The sequence below is a fragment of the Candidatus Beckwithbacteria bacterium genome (genome assembly GCA_012797845.1).
Lineage (GTDB): Bacteria > Patescibacteriota > Microgenomatia > UBA1400 > UBA1449 > JAAZOH01.
In genome coordinates this window covers 66,063-84,851 of record JAAZOH010000016.1, presented here as the reverse complement: position 1 = coordinate 84,851, position 18,789 = coordinate 66,063, and the positions used below count along the sequence as shown (strand labels likewise).

The window sequence follows — 18,789 nt, the reverse complement described above, 5'->3', positions numbered from 1 at the left end:
TAGGTAGCTCGGCCGATGCTTTGTAATAAAAAAACAACCCAGGATAATGGGTTGTATTTTTTAAGCCTTTGATTTAATCCTGTCCTAGTTTCCATGAGCTTATACTACCAAAGTCTAACAGAGGAAAAAAGAGGGAATTTAGTTTGATTTTTTGAGATAGTTTAATTAATTAAATTAAAAAATCAAAAAACAAGATTGTTTTTTATTGAGCCTGAATCTGATCCTGATCTTCTTTTTTGGCTTTTAATTTTTCATAAAATTGTTCCATCGTAATTGTTGTAGCTGGTTCATTCTCATGTGGACAGTCAATACAGTAGTCAGTGGTAAACATATCAGCTGCCAGAGTTTTTTCTTGTAATTCTAAATTATCCGTTTTTTCTGGCAAAGGTGGACGTTCGGTTTCTTTGTCAATCCAAGTATTTTTCTTTTCAATGCTGCCATGAAGCATATTGCTTTCAGTACCTTTAATAAAGTATTCAAACCGACCCTCACAGGTTTGTTCGGGATTATCAGCTGTTGCTGTTTTATATAAACAAACATTTGTTCCAATCACATTTTCCGGTTTTGGTGGAATGACATCTGTCCGATCTTTCAGTAAATAACTCATAATATCGTGCCAAATAGGAGCAGCACCAGTCACACCCGAAACAACGTATGGGTTCATTTTAGAATTATCGTTGTTACCTACCCATACCGCCGTAACTAGTTCAGGGGTATAACCAATCGTCCAGTTATCACGTAAGTCATCGGTGGTTCCGGTTTTAACTGAGACTGTTTTGCCGGGAATGTAGAGTTCGGAATTAGACCCAAAGGCTGGGGTGCGAGCGTTATTATCAGACAAAATATTGGAAATGATAAAAGTGACTTCAGCTGGCAAAATCCGTTTACCAGCTGGTGGCTCTTTCTCGTGATTATATTCTTCTAAAACCTCACCTTTATAGTTACTAACTTTGAGAATAGGATTGAGATCAATTCTGATCCCAGAATTGGCAAACACTCCAAAAGCTACAGCCATATCTACCATTTTAACTTCACCACCACCTAGAGTTAATGACAATCCGTAATTACTAGGATCTTTCCAGGTAGAAATACCCATGGCTGAGGCAGTAGCAATAAAATCCTTCAAGCCATTTAAAGCTAGCATTTTAACAGCCGGAATATTGTATGAATTAGCTAAAGATTGACGCATCTGGACTGGGCCATGGAAACTCCCATCATAGTTTTTAGGGCAATACGTAGTTGGCTGGCCAGCGGCCGCAAAACAGGTAGGAATATCCAAAAACAAATTAGCAGCTGTATAACCTTTTAAAAGTCCCAAAGCATAGTTAAGTGGTTTGATAGATGAGCCAGGTTGACGTAAACTGGTGGTCAAATTGACATTACCATCAATTTCCTCATCAAAATAATTCCGGGAGCCAACCATTGCTAAGATTTCACCAGTAGAGGGATTGGTTACCAGAGCTGCTCCATTACTAACTTTGTATTGATCTAGCTTAGCAATTTCAGCTGACACAGAAGCTTGGGCATAATCTTGGACTTCTAAATCCAGTGAAGTTTTAACTCGCAAGCCACCTTGTTCGACCATGCGTTGCCCATATTTTTCAACCAATAAATCTTTGACATACATCACAAAATGAGGGGCTTTAATATCAGTCCGTTGTTTGGCATAGTTAAGCTCAGTTTTTTTAGCCCCGTCATATTCTTCTTGAGTAATATAACCATCTTCTAACATCCGCTTTAATACTTGTTCTTGTCGATTTTTAGCTAGCTCTGGAGTTGAACCAAAAGGTGAGTAGCGACTAGGAGCTTGTGGTAAGCCAGCTAGCAGCGCTGCTTCAGCTAAGCTTAAATCTTTAGCATGTTTATCAAAATAACGTTGTGCAGCCTGTTCAATTCCATAAGCTGTACCACCGTAGGGAATATGATTTAAATACATTTCCAAAATCTCATCTTTAGAATACAGCATTTCGGCTACTCCAGATAAGATCAATTCTCGTAGTTTCCGCTTGATTGTTTTTTCTGGAGTAAGTAGAGTAGTTTTAATTAGCTGTTGGGTAATTGTCGAACCACCTTCTTTTTCACCTTTAGCAATATTTTTATATGCGGCTCTGAGAATTCCAGCTATATCAAAACCGCTATGGTGATAAAAATCTTTATCCTCGATAGCAATAGTGGCATTTTTAACATATGGTGGTAAATCACCTAGTTTAATTGGCTTTCGATTTTGGTCTGCATAGATCTGGTACAGTAAGGTGCCATGGCGATCGTAAATCTCAGTAGAAACTGGGAAACTATCTTGAGCTAGTTTTTTTGGTGAAGGTAAGTCCTTAAAAATATAAAAGTAGCTGGCAATGCTTCCAGCAATAAAAACAATAAAAAAAAGACCAAGAGCAATGAGATATCGTAGTTTTAAAATCGGCCTTTTTGCTTTTCGACGGCCTTGTTTTGTTTTTGGCTTAGCCACTTTCTCTGAAACGCTCTTCTTGTTTTTAGGGCCTTTTTTTATTTTCTGGTGGCGTTGGTCCCAAATATCTTTTCCTGACATAGACTATATATAATAACATGATACATTCCATTATATAAGCTAGGCTTTGTTTGATAAATAAAATAAAAGTTTGTTTTCTATATGTTAAAAATAAAAAATAGGCTAAACATTCTAGTAGTAATTTTTGTATAAGCACTTTACACTTATTGTATGGAATCTATCCTGACCCTAGATTATCTTCATTCCAAACTCTGGTTTCAAGCTTTACCTAGTGCTCAGAAAGAATTGCTCCAACAAAGTCTCTTTATTCTTGAAGATGTTGATTTGAGCAATAAAACGTTTTATGATTATTCCTTTATTATTATGCCAGCTGCTAAGGCTTATGAAGGCTTTGTTAAAGATTTATTACTAAAACTTCAGCTTATTTCTCAAGCTCAATATGAAGGTCGGAGATTCCGGGTTGGCAAAGCTCTTAATCCGCAACTAGCTCAAAAAGCTCCTGATGGTCATGAAATTTTATATGATGATCTAGCTCAAGTGTTTCGATCAGAGGAAATGGCAGCAATGTTGTGGCAAACCTGGAAATTGTGTCGTAATCGAATCTTCCATTATTTTGTTAAAGACAAGCAGCATATTACCTTACCTGATGCCAAGAAACGTTTACAACAAATTGTTATCACCATGGAAGAAATCGCAAAAGCTTTGGCAGAAGTCTAAAAAGTTGCTACAATACCTGAAATCCACATTATATATGTATTAAGGAGCATTATATGGTTGCGAATTTACTTTTTAAAAATGTAACTGTTTCAGGTTTGCCCGGAGCTGGTTCGTCAACCTTGGCCAAATCTCTGGCTGAGAAACTAGATTGGAACTATTTTTGTGGTGGTGATTTTATGCGAATGTATGCTCAAAAAATTGGACATTTTTCAACTGACAAAAAAATTCACCACGATTCCAGTGCTTATGATGAAGATTTTGATCGTAAAGTAGATTATCAGCAACGTGATATGGTAAGTACCAGTGAGAGTAATGTTGTAGAATCTTGGCTGTCTGGGTTTTTTGCTCAAGGTATTTCAGGCACATTGAAAGTTTTAGTAGTTTGTAGTCAAGATGCTATTCGTATCGATCGGATTGTCAATAGAGATGGTATTAGTGTGGAAGAAGCTAAGAAGCATATTTTTGAAAGAGAACAAACTAATATTAAAAATTGGTCAAAGTATTATGCTAAAGAATGGCAGGAATGGGTAGTTAACCGAGGTTTAGCAAGTAATGATAAACCTATTTATTTTTGGTATCCGCAGCTTTATGATGTCGTGTTGGATACTTTTTCTTTAAGCAAAGAGCAAACCTTACAAAATGTTTTAGACAAATTAGGGTATCAAGCATAAGATACCCTTTTTATTATGATTGGCTCACGCCTTCTTTTTTCAAGTCTGTTTATCTTAGGAGCTTTTACTTTGGTTATTCTTTCGGCTTTACGATTGGCTCAACCTCAGATGTTAGAACATGGTTTTTCTAAACCGGTTTTTGCCTTAGTAAATCCCGAAGCTAGTCAAGCTGCAAGATTGGTTGCCAGCGAAGTGGTTGTTCAAAATGAAGAAGGAGTACAGTATCAACTACCTTATCCGGGAATTTTACCTGATCACCCACTGTATTGGCTCAAGATGCTGAGAGACCGTGTTAATTTAGCTTTGACCAAAGATCCGTTGGCCCGTTTTGAATTATTACTTTTATTTGCCGATAAACGATTAGGAGCTGGTGAAGCTTTGATTTTAGGTGGCCAATCTCAACTAGGAGTGACCACAGTCACTAAAGCTGAAAAATATTTAGTTCAAGCTCATAATCAATTTCAAACACTACTTAGTAGCCAAGATATAGATCCTACTATCAAAGAGCAATTTGCGAAAGCCTTTTTAAAACATCAAGAAGTAACCGCTCGTTTACTGGATAAAATTACTGATGATAGTGATAGAGCAGTTTTAGAACAAACTTTAGATTTGGATAAAAGTATTTTTGACAATAATTTAGCCAAATTTACTCCTATACTAGTCAAGCCAGAAAAACAAGAAGCTAGTCCTTCAGCTGTTTTAAAAGAAGAATAAGTGCATGCGGGAAAAGTGCTGTAATTTTTTTTATTTGAAATAGAAGGATATTTTTCTCCAAAACCATAATTGATATCTTTTGATATATTGACCTGTGAATTCTAGTGTTCTACAGTTTTTACTTGCACTATGGATAGTGTATTTTGTTTTCACAAAATACACTATTTTAGGATTAAAAGCTTATGAAATGTCCGTACTGTGGTAATTGCAAAAGTGCAGTCTTAGAATCGCGGGATAGCGAAGATGGTCAAGTGACTCGGCGGCGAAGAAAATGTTTGGCATGTAGGAAACGTTTTACAACATACGAACGAATTGAAGTAATAGATTTGACAGTCGTTAAAAAAGATGGGGAAAAACAGGAGTTTGACCGTTACAAAATTAAAAACGGTATTAACTTAGCTTGCGAAAAACGAGATATTGCCAGTGAAGATGTTGAGAAAATTGTAGAAGAAATTGAAATGCGACTTTTAAATCGTAAATCAACTGAAGTGTCATCTTCAGATATTGGTCGAATGATTTTGACCAGACTTAAAAAACTGGATCCGATTGCTTATTTACGATTTGCGAGTGTGTTTTTGGAATTTGATAGTGTTGATGAATTTAAAAAGCAAATGCAGCGTTTAAGTTAAAACTTATGAAAAAAACTGAAATCAAGTTACCTCCGAATGCTTTAGAAGTTTTTATCAAACGCTATAGTTTGCGGGATGAACACGGTCGGGCGGTAGAAACTGTCCGCGATATTTTTTCCAGGGTAGCTCGAGTAGTAGCTGAGTCTGAAAACCAATACCGTGATGGTGTTGATCCCAAGCAAATTTATGAACAATTTCGTCAGCATCTTTTTTCTCTCCGCTTTGTGCCCAATGGCCGCACGATTGCCAATGCTGGGACCGGTTCTGGTCAGTTGGCCAACTGCTTTGTTTTACCCATTGAAGATGATTTAGGCAAGATGGAAAACAGTATTTTTGCTACCCTGCGTAATGCGGTACTCATTCTCCAATCTGGTGGCGGAGTGGGTTTTTCTTTTGGTCGGATTAGACATAAAGGGGCTTTTATTAGTACCAGCAAAGGTAAAGCTACAGGCGCAGTTTCCTTCTTAAAAATTTATGACACTGCTTTTTGGGTGATTGGCCAGGGTGGAGGTCGACGTAGTGCCTGCATGGCAGTTTTACCAGTCGACCATCCCGATATTTATGATTTTGTGACGTGCAAGGAACAAGAAGGAGAAATTGAACACTTCAACATTTCAGTTGGAATTACAGATGAATTTATGGAAGCAGTTAGTAAAAATAAATCATTTGATTTGCGCGACCCACATAGTCAAAAGACTGTCAAAACTATCAAAGCTCAAGACCTTTTTGATACGATCGCTACCTTTGCTCACCACAACGGTGAACCGGGTTTGCTCTTTTTAGATGCGGCCAACCGCGAAAACCCAGTTCCAGAACAATACACATTGGAAGCCACTAATCCTTGTGGTGAACAATGGCTTGGTCCAGGGGAAAACTGCTGTATGGCCAGTATTAATTTACGTGAGCATACTAAAGCTAAAAAAGATCCTAAAAAAACATTAGCTGATGAACTGTATGATCAGGAAATTGATTGGTCTAAATTACAAGAAACAGTAGAAGTAACTACCCGCTTTTTGGATGATGTCATTGATGCCAATAAGTATGTCTCAGCTGTACCGATGCTAGCTGAAGCTGCCTTTAAAAATCGGCGCATCGGAATTTCTATCATGGGTTTGGCAGACCTGATGTATTTAGTAGGAGTAGCCTATGGTTCCCAAGAGGGTGAAGATTTAGCTGGTCAGGTGATGGAATTTATCCGTTATCACAGTCTTAAAACTAGTATTAAATTAGCTAAAGAAAGAGGGGTTTTCCCGGGAATTACTAAAAGTGTTTATAATCCTGAACAATTTACCTTTAAGCTAAATAAATCCTTAGTTAAACCCAGTCCTAGATTTAAAAGACCAAAGCTTAATTGGACAAAATTGATATCTGATATCAAAAAACATGGTCTACGCAATGCTGCCCAAAACACTATTGCCCCAACTGGGGCAATAGCCACGGTCACCGGTTTGGAAGGCTATGGCTGTGAACCGGTATTTTCCTTAAGTTATATGATGAAAACCCATGAAGGAGCTGATTATGATAATGGTGAAGATTTTAAAAAACTTTATTACGAAAGCCAACTTTTTGCTCAAGCTTTACAAAAAGCTGGACTAAGTAAAGCCAAACGGGAGAAAGTTTTTAGCAAAGTAAGAGAAAGCGGAACTTGTCAAAATATTGATGGTGTGCCTGATGAGATCAAAAATGTTTTTGTTGTTTCAGCTGATTTGACAGCTAGCCAGCATGTGCGGATGCAAGCAGCTCTCCAGCGCTTTGTAGATAATTCCATTAGCAAAACTATTAATTTCCCAGCAACTGCCACTATTGATGATGTCAAAAAAGCCTATCTTCAGGCCTGGAAATTAGGTTGTAAAGGGTTAACTGTATATGTAACTGGGTCCAGACAGCAAGTTGTTTTGGAAAGTGGCAAGCAGGATAAAGAGCCGTACAGTAGTAAAGAAATCGATTTTCGTGGTCGGCCTTTAGTTAAAAAACAAGTAGTGCCAGTAAAAATTAAAGTTTGTCCGGAATGTGGGGCACCTATGCAAAAAGCTGAAGGCTGTATCACCTGTCCGGAATGTGGTTGGAGTAAATGTGATGTCTAAACCAAATCGTTTTCGAGTGGCGCAAAAGGTGGCTCTTTTTAATGCTAAAAATGAAGTTTTACTTATTCGTTTTTCCCAGGACAAGCGAATACCTGAAAAACTGCAAAGTAAGTGGGATTTTCCAGGTGGTGGTTTGGAATGGGATGAAAGTTTGTCGGCAGGATTGGCACGGGAGATTAAAGAAGAATTGGGCAATATCATAATCAAAATAGGTGAGCCATTGGTAATTTGGGATTGGGTACACACAGCTGACTCTAGGATTCGGACTGTTTGTGTGCTATATAAAGGAACGTTTGTTGATGGTGAAATTAAGCTCAGCCATGAACATGATCAGTTTCAGTGGGCACAAATTAAAGATTTAGAAAGTAAATATTTTGCTTGGGATAAAGATGATGAAGGATTGATAAGAAGATTAGTAAAAATTATAAATTGTTAAAATTTCAAAATATGGGCAGTGTAATTGAAATTAATGACACATTACAAATCACTAAAGAACAAGGATTTCCAGCTGAATTGGATATTGAAAAACACCTATTACATCCTTATAAAACAAAAGATTTTAAGGATAAAATTTTTACTTTTAAAAATAAAACTAAAATTAGAGTTTATAAAATTCCGCCTGTACGAAATTTTCTAGTGGAAAATCTTAATGGAAAATGGATATATTGGGGCCTGGTTCATATTGTTGAAATTTCTCATGATTACCTTACTCAAACAACAGAAGGCAAATTTAAAATCATTTATATAAATACACCAGAAGAAATGAAAATGGCTCATAAACTTATTGATAGAAATAAAGATACAAATTATTTTCAGAAGTAAACTATGAAAATTACTGAGCCAAAACTTTCAGAAAACGGTCTTAAAATTGCCGAGAAGCGGTATTTAAAAACTGATCTCAAAGGTAATATCACTGAGACTCCAGGTGAAATGTTTTGGCGGGTAGCTCAGCACATGGCTAAAGCTGAAATTAACTGGGGTATGAACGGCATTGTCGAAAAAACAGCCCAAGCCTTTTTCGAGCGAATGGTTAATTTCAAATTTGTGGTGGCGGGTAAGGCAATGTTTGAAGCCGGTAATCCAGGTGGAACAGGCCAACTTTCTTCATGTTTTGTCTTGCCAGTTGAAGACAATATTTTAAGCATTTTCAAAACTCTAGGTGAAGCAGCTGTAATACATAAAAACAATGGGGGCACTGGCTTTAATTTTTCTAAAATCAGACCTCGAGGCGATAAAGTCAAAAATGTGCCCAAAGCTTCCTCTGGCCCGGTCGATTTTCTATCTGCTTACTCAGCCGCTCTATCTAAAATTTTACAAGGTTCAAAACGGCAAGGAGCCAATATTGGTATCTTAAACTGTGACCATCCGGACATCATTGATTTTATTACTTTGAAAGACGAAGATGGGACTATCAAAAATTTCAATGTTTCAGTAGGAGTTACTAATGAGTTTATGGAAGCAGTTGAACAAGATGAAAATTGGGAACTTAAAAACCCCAGAAATGGTGAAGTAGTCAAAACCGTCAAAGCTCGTGAACTATTTAATTTAATTGCTGAACATGCTTGGGCTAGTGGCGATCCGGGTTTGGCCTTTTTAGACCGGATGCAAGAAGATAATCCAACTCCAAGTTTGGGAGTAATTAATGCTACTAATCCCTGTGGTGAGATTCCGCTTCTACCTTATGAATCGTGTAATTTGACTTCAATTATTTTGTCAAATCATCTTAAAACTGTTAAAGGCAAGTCGGAAATTGATTGGGATGATTTAGAAACATCAGTCAAACTAGGAATCCGTTTGCTCGACGACATGATTGAAATGAATGAGTACCCAATCAAAGAAATTGAAGAAATGGTTAAAAATGGTAACCGTCGTATTGGTCTGGGAGTAATGGGTTTTGCTCACATGCTTTTTAAACTTGGCATTCCTTACAACTCTCAAGAAGCAGTGCGACTCTCAGAACGTCTGGCTAAATTTATCAGAAAAACTGCTGAAGATATGTCTTTGCAATTAGGTAAAGAAAGAGGAGTTTTTCCAAATTGGGATCGGTCTGTTTTTGCGGGCAGTGCTGAACGCTACCGCAACTGTGCTCTGACTATGATTGCCCCAACCGGCACTATTTCCATGCTGGCTGACTGTTCTTCAGGTATTGAGCCAGTCTTTTCATTAGTTACTTTGCGTCGGACTTTTTTTGAGGATGATAAAAGCAACCGACCAACCCAAGAATTAATGATGATCGATCCGGTATTCGAAGCATACTTAGCAGGCAAAATTAAGGACAAAAATACCCGAACCAAAATTGTAGAACAAATTGTCCAAGGCGAAAATCTAGATACTATTAAAGGTTTATCTGAACAAGATAAAAAAGTCTTCGTGACCACTCACCAGATTTCCCCATCATGGCACATCAAAATCCAAGCTGCCTGGCAAAAACATTTTGATAACTCAGTATCTAAAACTATTAACTTCCCACAAACTGCCACAATTGAAGATGTCAAAAAAGCCTATATTCAAGCTTGGCGTTTGGGTTGCAAGGGTATCACCATTTATCGGGATGGAAGCAAACAAGACCAGGTCTTAAATTTATCTGCAAGTAAACCAAGTAAATTAGAAAATGCAGACTTAGCTATTGAAACTAAAATTACTGATGATATAAAAACAGATTCTAATATTTGTCCGGAATGTGGAGCCGAAATTGTTTTATCTGAAGGTTGTGGTACCTGCCATGAATGTGGTTGGAGTCAGTGTAGGTTGTAAAACTAAAAAGTAAAAATTTATGTCAGATTTGCAACAAGAATATAATCAATACGCACAGCAATACAACCAATCTCATCAGATTTTAAATCCAGATTTTGAAAAAATACTAAGAAAATTTATCTCGATTTTACCCAAAGATAGCTTGGTTTTAGATTTAGGCTGTGGTAACGGAAGAGATATGAAATTTTTATTTCAAAACAACATTAAAGTAGAAGGTTATGATTTTTCAGAAGAGATGATCAAAATTGCTAAAAAAAATGTTCCTCAAGCTAATTTTTCCCTAAAAGATATTGAAAAAGATTTATTTCCTAAACAAAAATATGACGGAATAATTGCCAATTGCTCATTACTCCATTTTCCTAAAAATAAAATTTCTAAAATATTTGCCAAAATTCATCAAACTATTAAAAAAAATGGTATTTTTTTAGTCAGGTTTAAAGCAGGTAGTGGTGAACATGAACTAGAAATTGAAATTAATCAACAAAAAATTAAACGCTTTTTTGCTTTTTATTCAAAAAAAGAATTGAAACATTTGTTAGAAAAAAAATTTAAAGTCTTAGAAATTTTTACAAATCAAGGAAAAAGAGGTAATTGGTATATAGTAATGATTTGTCAAAAAATTTGAAATTTATGTCTAAAATCCGTTACATCATTAAACGCGATGGCCGCAAAGTTAACTTTGACCCTAAAAAAATTACTAGGGCTATTACTAAAGCCTTTACTGGTAGTCGCGAAATTAAGTCCAGTAAAAAAATTGCAGATGAAGCCCAACGTCTAACTCCGATTGCAGTCGATCTTTTTACTAAACTGGTCAACGGTAATGAGCCAACTGTGGAAACCATGCAAGATGTAGTGGAACAGGTTTTGATGGCAGCCGGACATTACAAAACTGCTAAAGCCTACATTTTGTACCGAGCTGAACATGCCGAAGAAAGAGAAGCCAAATCGGTTATTGGAGTTGAAGATGATATTGGTATGAGCCTCAACCAGCTCAAAGTATTGGAGCGGCGTTATTTGCGTCATGATGAAGAAGGCAAAGTTGTTGAAACCCCTAAGCAGCTTTTTAGGAGAGTAGCTAAAGCTATTGCGGCCAATGAGAAAGATGACAAACAAAAAGAATACGAACAGAAATTTTTTGAAATTATCAGCCAATTTGAATTTTTACCAGCCGGTGGCTATTTCCGGGGAGCTGGTAATAAAGGCCTACTAGCTAACTGTTTTGTCCTGCCGGTTGAAGATGATATGGAAGCGATTTTTGACGCAGTCAAATGGATGTCTTTGGTGCACCAAAAAGGCGGCGGGACTGGTTTTAACTTTTCCAAGTTGCGGCCAGCTGGTGATTATGTCATTTCTTCAGGTGGCTATTCGACTGGACCAATTTCTTTTATGAAAGTCTTTGATGCGGCAACTAGGCAGGTAATGCAGGGTGGATTTAAGCAGGGGGCCAATATGGGAATTTTAAATGTTGACCATCCGGATATTTTTGACTTTATCACCTGTAAAACTGAAGAAAGTGAAATTAATAACTTCAATATTTCTGTGGGTGTTTCAGATGCATTTATGACTGCTGTCGATAAAGATAAGGATTTTGATTTGGTAAATCCCCGGACTGGCGAGGTGGTGCAAACTGTTTCAGCCCGAGCTTTATTTAGCCAAATTGTCACTTTGGCCTGGCGAACTGGCGATCCGGGCGTAGTCTTTTTAGATACCATTAATAAACATAATCCTTTGCTTGATACTTTAGGTCCTATGATTGCCACCAACCCTTGTGGTGAGCAACCGCTGCATCCGTTTGATGTGTGTAATTTAGGTTCTATTAATTTGTCAAAATTTGTCAAACAAAACACTTCGCAACTAAGTGTTGATTGGCAACATTTAGAAGAAGTAGTGCGTTTGGCAGTGCGCTTTTTGGATAATGGTGTTGATATTTCTATCTACCCAATTCCTCAAATTGAAGCTATGGCCAAAGCCAACCGCCGGATTGGTCTAGGAGTGATGGGGTGGGCTGACATGCTCTATCAACTGGAAATTGCTTACAATAGTCAGGAAGCTTATGATTTGGCTGCCAAAATTGCCAAGTTTATCTACTCAGTCTCACATCATGCTTCAGAACTACTAGCCAAAGAAAAAGGAAATTTCCCCAACTATCCAGGAAGTAGCTATGATCAAAGAGGTATTGCCCAGCGTAATGTAGCGATTACCACTATTGCCCCAACTGGCACGATTTCTATGGTGGCTGAGTGTTCTTCAGGGATTGAACCAACCTTTGCGCTTTCATTTGTCAAAAACGTAGTTGATGATCAAGGACTTATCTACGTCAACCCATACTTTGAAAAAGTTTTGGAAGAGAAAATTACAGACGAAGAGCAGCGACAAGATATTATTGATGAAGTAGCCAAAAGCGGTAGCTGCCAAGATATTGACACCTTACCAAAAAAGCTTAGAGAAATATTTGTCACCGCTCATGATTTGTCTTGGGAAGATCATGTTGCTATGCAAGCAGCTTGGCAAAGCTGGACTGACAACGCCGTTTCCAAAACGATTAACTTTCCTCATGATGCGCCTTTGGAAGATGTAGAACAGGCCTATCTTAAGGCTTGGAAATTGGGTTGCAAAGGAATTACGATTTATCGGGATGGTAGTAAAAGTGTTCAGGTTTTACAAACTAAAAAAAGCAAAAAAGTTAAGAAAGCTAAAGAACCCATTATTCAAAGTAAGGTTAAAATTAAATCCTTGCGGCAGCGGATCAAGGAAAATGGAAAACAGTATATAGAATTGAGTATGCAGAATTCAGGGAATAAAAAGGAAGACAAAAAATATATTACCAGTTCTGAAAATTGCCCGGAGTGTGGAGCTGTGCTACAAATGAGTGAAGGGTGCAGTATGTGTATGAATTGCGGATTTAGTAAGTGCAGTTTGTAGCTTCTAAAATTTGATGAAACATGCCACTTTTTATAGTCGGATTTTTCAATTTGTAAAAAATCATCCTTACTTTTCCTTGCTTTTTTTGATTGCTGCAGCGCTACGGTTTTATATACCTACGGCCACCCAAAATTTTGCCCTGGATGAAGCTAGGGACAGCTATGCTATCTGGTATCTTTTTCAAGGCCATTTCCCCTTACTTGGTCCAACTAGTTCTTTAGGAAATATCCACCTTGGTCCGTTTTACTACTACCTGATGGCACCAGCTCTTTGGTTAGCAAATTTTAATCCATTAGGAATGACCTATTTTACAATTGTGTTAAGCCTGGTCACAATTGGTTTTTTATATTTTTTTAGCCAAAAAATTTTTAATAAAACCACCACTTTGCTGATTACAAGTCTATATGCTTTTTCAGCACCGATCCTAAATCATGCCCGTTTTGCCTGGCAACCCAATATTTTGCCACTATTTGCTTTGCTACTGTTTTACTGCCTATGGCAACTTCTTCAAAACAAAAACTTCAAAGTCTTGCCTTGGATAGGATTGCTTTTGGGTATTTGTTTACAACTGCATTATAGTTCTATTTTTATAATTCCAGCTATAGCTGTTGTGTTATGGTTAGCTATTAAGAAGGACAAAAAACTTTATAAATTACTCAAACCAGGCTTGCAAAGTTTAGGTCTTTTTTTGCTCGTTTTATCGTCGTTTATTTATTCTGAGTTAATTAACGGTCTACCGAACATACAGCTGCTGCTGCAATTTTCCGGGACAACGGTTAGCTTGGGTATGCAGGGTTTTGCCGGTCACCTGTTCCGAGTTTTTAGCCAAAGCCTGGCTGGCCTGCTGGGCTTTACCCAAACTAACTGGCTAAGTTCCCTGGTTTCGGCTGGCCTGCTTATTTTGGCAGCTAAGTCTTCCAAAACCAAAATTTGGTATTTAAGTGTTTTTTACTATCTCTTTGGAGTTTTAGGTTTGAGCTTGCTGCCGAAAACTGCCCAACACTACTTTAGCTTTATGTACTTTTTGCCGTTTCTACTAATTGGCTTGGTAGTTGATTGCTACTTTAAAAAAGTAAAATCTATATATGTTTTGTCAATAGTAGTAGGCTTTATCTTTTTACAATGGCCAGCTTACAACTTTTTAAAACCACTGACCTGGCAAATTCAGGATTTTAAAAATTTAGCTTGGGAAATTGACATGCAAAGTAGTGGTCAAAAATATAACCTTATTTCTATAAAACCAGATGGGGAATATATGGCCCTGCCGTACCGTTATTTTTTTGATATAGCTAACACTCAAGTTGCTCCTGCCAATGACTATGACCATTTAGATGCAATCTATGTTATAAGTAATAGTTTGGAAAAACCGGATCAGATTTTAGCCACATTAGCAAAACAAATTGACTGGCCTAGTCGATATATCAAAACTCTTAAGTTAAAAAATCAGGATTATATGTATATCTTTACATTATGAATATTATCTTAGCTTCAGCTTCAAAACGCCGCCAAAAATTACTATCTTGGCTCATAAAAGATTTTGAAATCAAACCTAGTCAAATCAATGAAACTGCTTTTGCTAAACTAGCTAGAAACCCAGAAGAATTGGTTGTAAAACTTAGCTTAGCTAAGGCTAAAGCTGGCGGTGAAAAAGTGCCTAACTCTATTATTATTGCCGCTGATACAATTGTGGCTATTGCCGATACCAGTCAAGTTTTACCCAGTGCTACAGTTATTAATGAGACCTGGCAAATCATTGGCAAGCCAAAAGATAAAGCTGAAATTGCTCAAACCTTATCATTTCTCAGCGGTAAAACTCATCAGGTGTATACCGGTTTATGCGTGTTACAAAGTACTTCAAGTCATTTTGGAACTGATTTTGAGTTGAGCCATATGACCTTTAAAAATCTTTCTAAAAAATTTATTGACAAGTGGTCGGCTCAAGAATTTTTACTAGACCATGCTGGTTCATATAGTATCCAGGATATGAAAGATGAACTTTTTGACACTATTGAAGGTAGTTATACTAGCGTGGTTGGTTTGCCACTTGCCAAGACTGCTGATTTTCTTGAGCAGTTTGGGGTAGTGTTACAATCAGCTTGGCAAGATAAAGTTTTGCAAGAAACTGGATATAAAGATTAAATCATATCTTATATGAAGCAAGGTCTCCTATATATTTTTACTGGTGATGGTAAAGGCAAAACCTCAGCTGCTTTAGGGGTAGCTTTACGAGCCTGTTGTGCCAACTTAAAAGTTGCTTGGGTAGCTTGGTATAAACAAGCTTCCTGGCAGACTTGTGAGAGTAATATAGTCAAACTTTTACCTATTGATGTATTTTTATTGGGCAAGGGCTTTCATCTAAAAACTAAGAACTTAAAATTAAGAACTAAAAGGTTAAAAACAGGTGCTGTCATTGTTGACAAGGTTAGTGAAGAAGAACATAAACTAGCGGCTGATGCAGCGTTGACAAAAGCTCAAGAAATTTTAAAGATGCAAAAATATGACGTGCTGATTTGTGATGAGATTAACAATGCTTTGTATGAAAAGCTGATTAGCTTAAAAAGCGTTAAAGAATTGATTGGCTTACGAAAAAAAACTCACCTGGTTCTCACTGGTCGCAATGCTCATTCAGATATTATTACGTTGGCTGATTTGGTGACAGACATGAAAAAAGTAAAACATCCCTATGATCAGGGAATTCCAGCTTTAGAAGGTTTAGATTTTTGATATCATAAAAGTATGGATGATCCAACTGCTCAAATTCCAGATGATCAACAAGTGGTTCAAATTACTCATCAACTTCAGGATGAGATTGCCACACTAGAAGCCCAGACTAAGCAAAGCGAAGAAGACAAACTTCATACAATACAACAACAAGCACAACAAAAGCAAAGCACTACTCAAGTGCGACCAAGCTTACAATCATTACTTGGCCAACAAACTAGCCAGTTTTCTGATGATGCTTCAGATGATACAACCAATCAAATTACACAAACCCGGGACAAAGAACGTCAAGATGAACAGGTTGGCACCCCTAGCCCAGAGCGGGTTCCAATCCGGGAAGTTCAAGCTGATTTTGAACCGAGTGGGGAAATAGCCGAATTTGTCAAACCTACTCCCAATCCTCAAACCATTACTTTACCAAAGCCGGTGGAAGATGAATATGGAGACTTGCTGGTTCAAGCTACTCAAATTTCTAAACCCAATATTACTTTACCAGTATCAGAAGAAGAAATAGAAAAAGCTTTTCATCATAAAGTAGCTGATTCAGTGCGGTGGTTGGCAGAGTGGTGTCATCGTAATATTTTGCTCTATCCGGGACGAGTATTTTTTAAGCAGGAATAAATAGCAATTCTTCTTTCTTACCAAGAATGGTACTATAAAATAGTACCTAATATGATGATTCTAAAACTTGGGTATTAGTTTGTTATGGCAGATCTTGCAACTTTCTTATCTCAAATTCAGTATTTTGCAGTAGTACTTATTATTGGTTTACTAGCAATTGGAGGCATAGCTGGAGTAGGGTATGTGCTGATTCTACTTTTAAAATTCAGAAAAAGAGAAGAAGTATCATTGGACATGGTTTTATTACAGATACGTGTACCTCGGGAAAATGAAACCAAAATTGACGCAGCTGAACAAATGTTTGCTTCATTGCATTCAATTTTTAAAATTGGTTTTAAAGCCTGGTTGTCTGCCCAAGACCATTTGTCTTTTGAAATTGTAGCCAAAAAAGAAGAGATTAAATTTTATGTAGCCGTGCCTAGTCATTTGCAAGACTTGGTGGAAAAACAGCTTTATGGAGCATATCCCGGAGCCGATATTCGTGAAATAGATGAATATAATATTTTTACAGAAAAAGGTAAAGTGGCTTTTGATAATCTTTATCTCAAATCAAGCAATTACAATCCCCTTAAAGTTTATAAAGACTTACCAACAGACCCATTGTCTTCTATCACTTCAGCGTTGGCTAAGATGGGAGATGATGAAGGAGCAGTTGTACAAATTATTATTGCACCTACTGGACCGAAATGGAGTCATATGGGTAAAGGTTATATATCGCGAACCAAAAAGAATGAATCTGATCCAGAAAAAGCTAAGTACAATATTGATCCAAAGACTTATGATGCTATTGAAAATAAGTGTTCTAAACCTGGCTTTGAAACCACTATTAGAGTTGTGGTTTCAGCTCCAGATATGCCTAGGGCTAAAATGCATTTAAAAAATATTGTAGGGACATTCAAACAGTTTGCTTCTGATTTAAATACTTTAAGAACTCCCAAATGGCACTTATTTAAATACTTTTTTATGATTGATTTTATTTACCGCTACCAGCCACTTTTTGATGGTAAATCAGTTTTATCTTCAGAAGAATTAGCTACCCTTTTCCACTTACCAAACAAAAGCGTAGAAACTCCACACATCTATTGGCTTTCAGCTAAGCGGATGCCAGCTCCAGCCGGAATTGCTAGTTCAGGCACTTATCTTGGGAAAAATATAGCTCGGGGTAGCTCAAGACCAGTCTATATTCAAGATATAGATAGACAACGTCATATGTACATCATTGGAAAAACTGGGACTGGGAAATCAGAAATGTTGACTGATCTTATTTTGCAAGATATTAGAGCTGGTCGTGGAGTTTGTTTTATTGACCCTCATGATACAGTTGAAAAGCTATTGGAAATGATTCCCCCGGAGCGAGCAGAAGACGTGATTTACTTTAATCCTGCAGATTTAGATCGGCCTTTGGGTATGAACATTATGGAAGCTAAAACTGAGCAACAACAACACTTTATTGCTTCAGCTATTATTGGTCTAATGTATAAACTCTATGACCCGCATAAAACAGGTATTATTGGGCCTCGATTTGAACATGCTATCCGTAATGCTATGTTGACTGTCATGGTAGAAGATGGAGCTTCTTTTGTAGAAGTAGTGCGTATTTTAACCGATCCAAAATATGTCCAAGAACTGCTGCCCAAAGTCAAAGATCCAATGGTCAGGCGATACTGGACTGACCAGATTGCCCAAACCTCTGACTTTCATAAATCTGAAGTTTTAGACTACATTGCCTCTAAATTCGGCCGCTTCGTGACGGATAAAATGATGCGAAATATTATTGGCCAAAGCCATTCAGCTTTTGATTTTCGCAAGGTCATGGATGAGCGTAAAATCCTTCTTATCAACTTAGCTAAAGGCCGGATCGGCGAAGAAAATTCTAATTTTTTAGGCTTGGTTTTGGTGCCAAAAATTCTGATCGCAGCGATGAGCAGGCAAGATGTACCTGAAGAACAACGGCCAGATTTTTATCTCTATGTTGATGAGTTTCAAAATTTTGCTACCCCCGACTTTGCCCAGATCTTATCTGAAGCTCGGAAATACCATCTGAACCTAGTAGTAGCTAATCAATTTATTGGTCAAATAGAAGATGAGGTAAAAAATGCTATTTTTGGTAATGTGGGTACGATTGCTTCTTTCCGAGTTGGGGTAACTGATGCCAATTATCTCCAGCATGAATTTCAGCCTACCTTTACCGAAACAGATCTTATCAATATTGAACGATACAATTTAATTATTAAAACTATTGTTAATAATGAGCCTGTTCCTCCGTTTACTCTAGATCTAACTAAAAATATGGAGGTCTACAATAAAATGCGCAACAAACAACTAGCTGAAATGATTACTCAGTTATCCCGACTTAAATATGGTAAAGATGCGGATTTAGTAGGAGCAGAAATTGCCCAGCGGGCCAGATTATAATCTCTTTACTTCTGTGCTATTTCACAATAGAGCCACTTCCTTGGTATAATTCCCCT

The 18,789-nt window shown here is 37.3% G+C and carries 16 protein-coding genes; 15 read left to right on the top strand and 1 reads right to left on the bottom strand.

Going from position 1 to position 18,789, the window contains the following annotated elements; translation table 11 throughout:
- Window positions 1-202 precede the first annotated feature (202 nt).
- Entirely contained in the window at window positions 203-2,545 is a 2,343-nt protein-coding gene (locus GYA49_02525; protein ID NMC35898.1) for a PBP1A family penicillin-binding protein, read from the bottom strand.
- A 150-nt stretch (window positions 2,546-2,695) separates the two neighbouring features.
- On the opposite strand from GYA49_02525, the gene GYA49_02520 reads away from it, so the two are divergent.
- The 15 genes from GYA49_02520 (at window position 2,696) to GYA49_02450 (ending at window position 18,733) form a co-directional block, all read left to right on the top strand.
- Complete coding sequence (locus GYA49_02520) at window positions 2,696-3,202, top strand: hypothetical protein (protein ID NMC35897.1); 507 nt, start codon at window positions 2,696-2,698, stop codon at window positions 3,200-3,202.
- 53 nt (window positions 3,203-3,255) lie between these two features.
- The gene (locus GYA49_02515; protein NMC35896.1) at window positions 3,256-3,873 is read left to right on the top strand and encodes an AAA family ATPase; all 618 of its coding nucleotides are present in this window, start codon (window positions 3,256-3,258) and stop codon (window positions 3,871-3,873) included.
- A gap of 15 nt (window positions 3,874-3,888) precedes the next feature.
- A complete protein-coding gene (locus GYA49_02510) occupies window positions 3,889-4,587 on the top strand; it encodes a hypothetical protein (protein ID NMC35895.1) in 699 nt (232 codons plus the stop codon).
- A gap of 182 nt (window positions 4,588-4,769) precedes the next feature.
- Entirely contained in the window at window positions 4,770-5,216 is a 447-nt protein-coding gene (gene nrdR / locus GYA49_02505) for a transcriptional repressor NrdR (protein ID NMC35894.1), read from the top strand.
- 5 nt (window positions 5,217-5,221) lie between these two features.
- Window positions 5,222-7,300, top strand: a complete 2,079-nt coding sequence (locus GYA49_02500) for an adenosylcobalamin-dependent ribonucleoside-diphosphate reductase (protein NMC35893.1) — start codon at window positions 5,222-5,224, stop codon at window positions 7,298-7,300.
- On the top strand, window positions 7,293-7,736 hold the full coding sequence (locus GYA49_02495) for an NUDIX hydrolase (GenBank protein NMC35892.1): 444 nt from the start codon (window positions 7,293-7,295) through the stop codon (window positions 7,734-7,736). The genes GYA49_02500 and GYA49_02495 overlap by 8 nt, the downstream gene beginning before the upstream one ends.
- A gap of 11 nt (window positions 7,737-7,747) precedes the next feature.
- A complete protein-coding gene (locus GYA49_02490; GenBank protein NMC35891.1) occupies window positions 7,748-8,122 on the top strand; it encodes a hypothetical protein in 375 nt (124 codons plus the stop codon).
- A gap of 3 nt (window positions 8,123-8,125) precedes the next feature.
- Window positions 8,126-10,054, top strand: coding sequence for an adenosylcobalamin-dependent ribonucleoside-diphosphate reductase (locus GYA49_02485; protein ID NMC35890.1), 1,929 nt, complete (start codon window positions 8,126-8,128; stop codon window positions 10,052-10,054).
- 19 nt (window positions 10,055-10,073) lie between these two features.
- Entirely contained in the window at window positions 10,074-10,679 is a 606-nt protein-coding gene (locus GYA49_02480) for a class I SAM-dependent methyltransferase (protein NMC35889.1), read from the top strand.
- 5 nt (window positions 10,680-10,684) lie between these two features.
- Window positions 10,685-12,976: an adenosylcobalamin-dependent ribonucleoside-diphosphate reductase gene (locus tag GYA49_02475; GenBank protein ID NMC35888.1), complete on the top strand. Its 2,292-nt coding sequence runs from the start codon at window positions 10,685-10,687 to the stop codon at window positions 12,974-12,976.
- 10 nt (window positions 12,977-12,986) lie between these two features.
- On the top strand, window positions 12,987-14,450 hold the full coding sequence (locus tag GYA49_02470) for a glycosyltransferase family 39 protein (GenBank protein ID NMC35887.1): 1,464 nt from the start codon (window positions 12,987-12,989) through the stop codon (window positions 14,448-14,450).
- Window positions 14,447-15,115, top strand: a complete 669-nt coding sequence (maf, locus tag GYA49_02465) for a septum formation protein Maf (GenBank protein NMC35886.1) — start codon at window positions 14,447-14,449, stop codon at window positions 15,113-15,115. The genes GYA49_02470 and maf overlap by 4 nt, the downstream gene beginning before the upstream one ends.
- A gap of 12 nt (window positions 15,116-15,127) precedes the next feature.
- Complete coding sequence (locus GYA49_02460; protein NMC35885.1) at window positions 15,128-15,700, top strand: cob(I)yrinic acid a,c-diamide adenosyltransferase; 573 nt, start codon at window positions 15,128-15,130, stop codon at window positions 15,698-15,700.
- Between the two features lie 12 nt (window positions 15,701-15,712).
- On the top strand, window positions 15,713-16,318 hold the full coding sequence (locus GYA49_02455) for a hypothetical protein (GenBank protein ID NMC35884.1): 606 nt from the start codon (window positions 15,713-15,715) through the stop codon (window positions 16,316-16,318).
- An 84-nt stretch (window positions 16,319-16,402) separates the two neighbouring features.
- The gene (locus tag GYA49_02450; protein ID NMC35883.1) at window positions 16,403-18,733 is read left to right on the top strand and encodes a type IV secretion system DNA-binding domain-containing protein; all 2,331 of its coding nucleotides are present in this window, start codon (window positions 16,403-16,405) and stop codon (window positions 18,731-18,733) included.
- Window positions 18,734-18,789 lie beyond the last annotated feature (56 nt).

Bases quoted from the DNA above. Each gene is read 5' to 3' on its own strand.
- GYA49_02450 (NMC35883.1), top strand. From the start codon at position 16,403: ATGGCAGATCTTGCAACTTTCTTATCTCAAATTCAGTATTTTGCAGTA.
- GYA49_02495 (NMC35892.1), top strand. From the start codon at position 7,293: ATGTCTAAACCAAATCGTTTTCGAGTGGCGCAAAAGGTGGCTCTTTTT.
- nrdR (NMC35894.1), top strand. From the start codon at position 4,770: ATGAAATGTCCGTACTGTGGTAATTGCAAAAGTGCAGTCTTAGAATCG.
- GYA49_02480 (NMC35889.1), top strand. From the start codon at position 10,074: ATGTCAGATTTGCAACAAGAATATAATCAATACGCACAGCAATACAAC.
- maf (NMC35886.1), top strand. From the start codon at position 14,447: ATGAATATTATCTTAGCTTCAGCTTCAAAACGCCGCCAAAAATTACTA.
- GYA49_02460 (NMC35885.1), top strand. From the start codon at position 15,128: ATGAAGCAAGGTCTCCTATATATTTTTACTGGTGATGGTAAAGGCAAA.
- GYA49_02485 (NMC35890.1), top strand. From the start codon at position 8,126: ATGAAAATTACTGAGCCAAAACTTTCAGAAAACGGTCTTAAAATTGCC.
- GYA49_02500 (NMC35893.1), top strand. From the start codon at position 5,222: ATGAAAAAAACTGAAATCAAGTTACCTCCGAATGCTTTAGAAGTTTTT.
- GYA49_02520 (NMC35897.1), top strand. From the start codon at position 2,696: ATGGAATCTATCCTGACCCTAGATTATCTTCATTCCAAACTCTGGTTT.
- GYA49_02525 (NMC35898.1), bottom strand. From the start codon at position 2,545: ATGTCAGGAAAAGATATTTGGGACCAACGCCACCAGAAAATAAAAAAA.
- GYA49_02490 (NMC35891.1), top strand. From the start codon at position 7,748: ATGGGCAGTGTAATTGAAATTAATGACACATTACAAATCACTAAAGAA.
- GYA49_02515 (NMC35896.1), top strand. From the start codon at position 3,256: ATGGTTGCGAATTTACTTTTTAAAAATGTAACTGTTTCAGGTTTGCCC.
- GYA49_02475 (NMC35888.1), top strand. From the start codon at position 10,685: ATGTCTAAAATCCGTTACATCATTAAACGCGATGGCCGCAAAGTTAAC.
- GYA49_02510 (NMC35895.1), top strand. From the start codon at position 3,889: ATGATTGGCTCACGCCTTCTTTTTTCAAGTCTGTTTATCTTAGGAGCT.
- GYA49_02455 (NMC35884.1), top strand. From the start codon at position 15,713: ATGGATGATCCAACTGCTCAAATTCCAGATGATCAACAAGTGGTTCAA.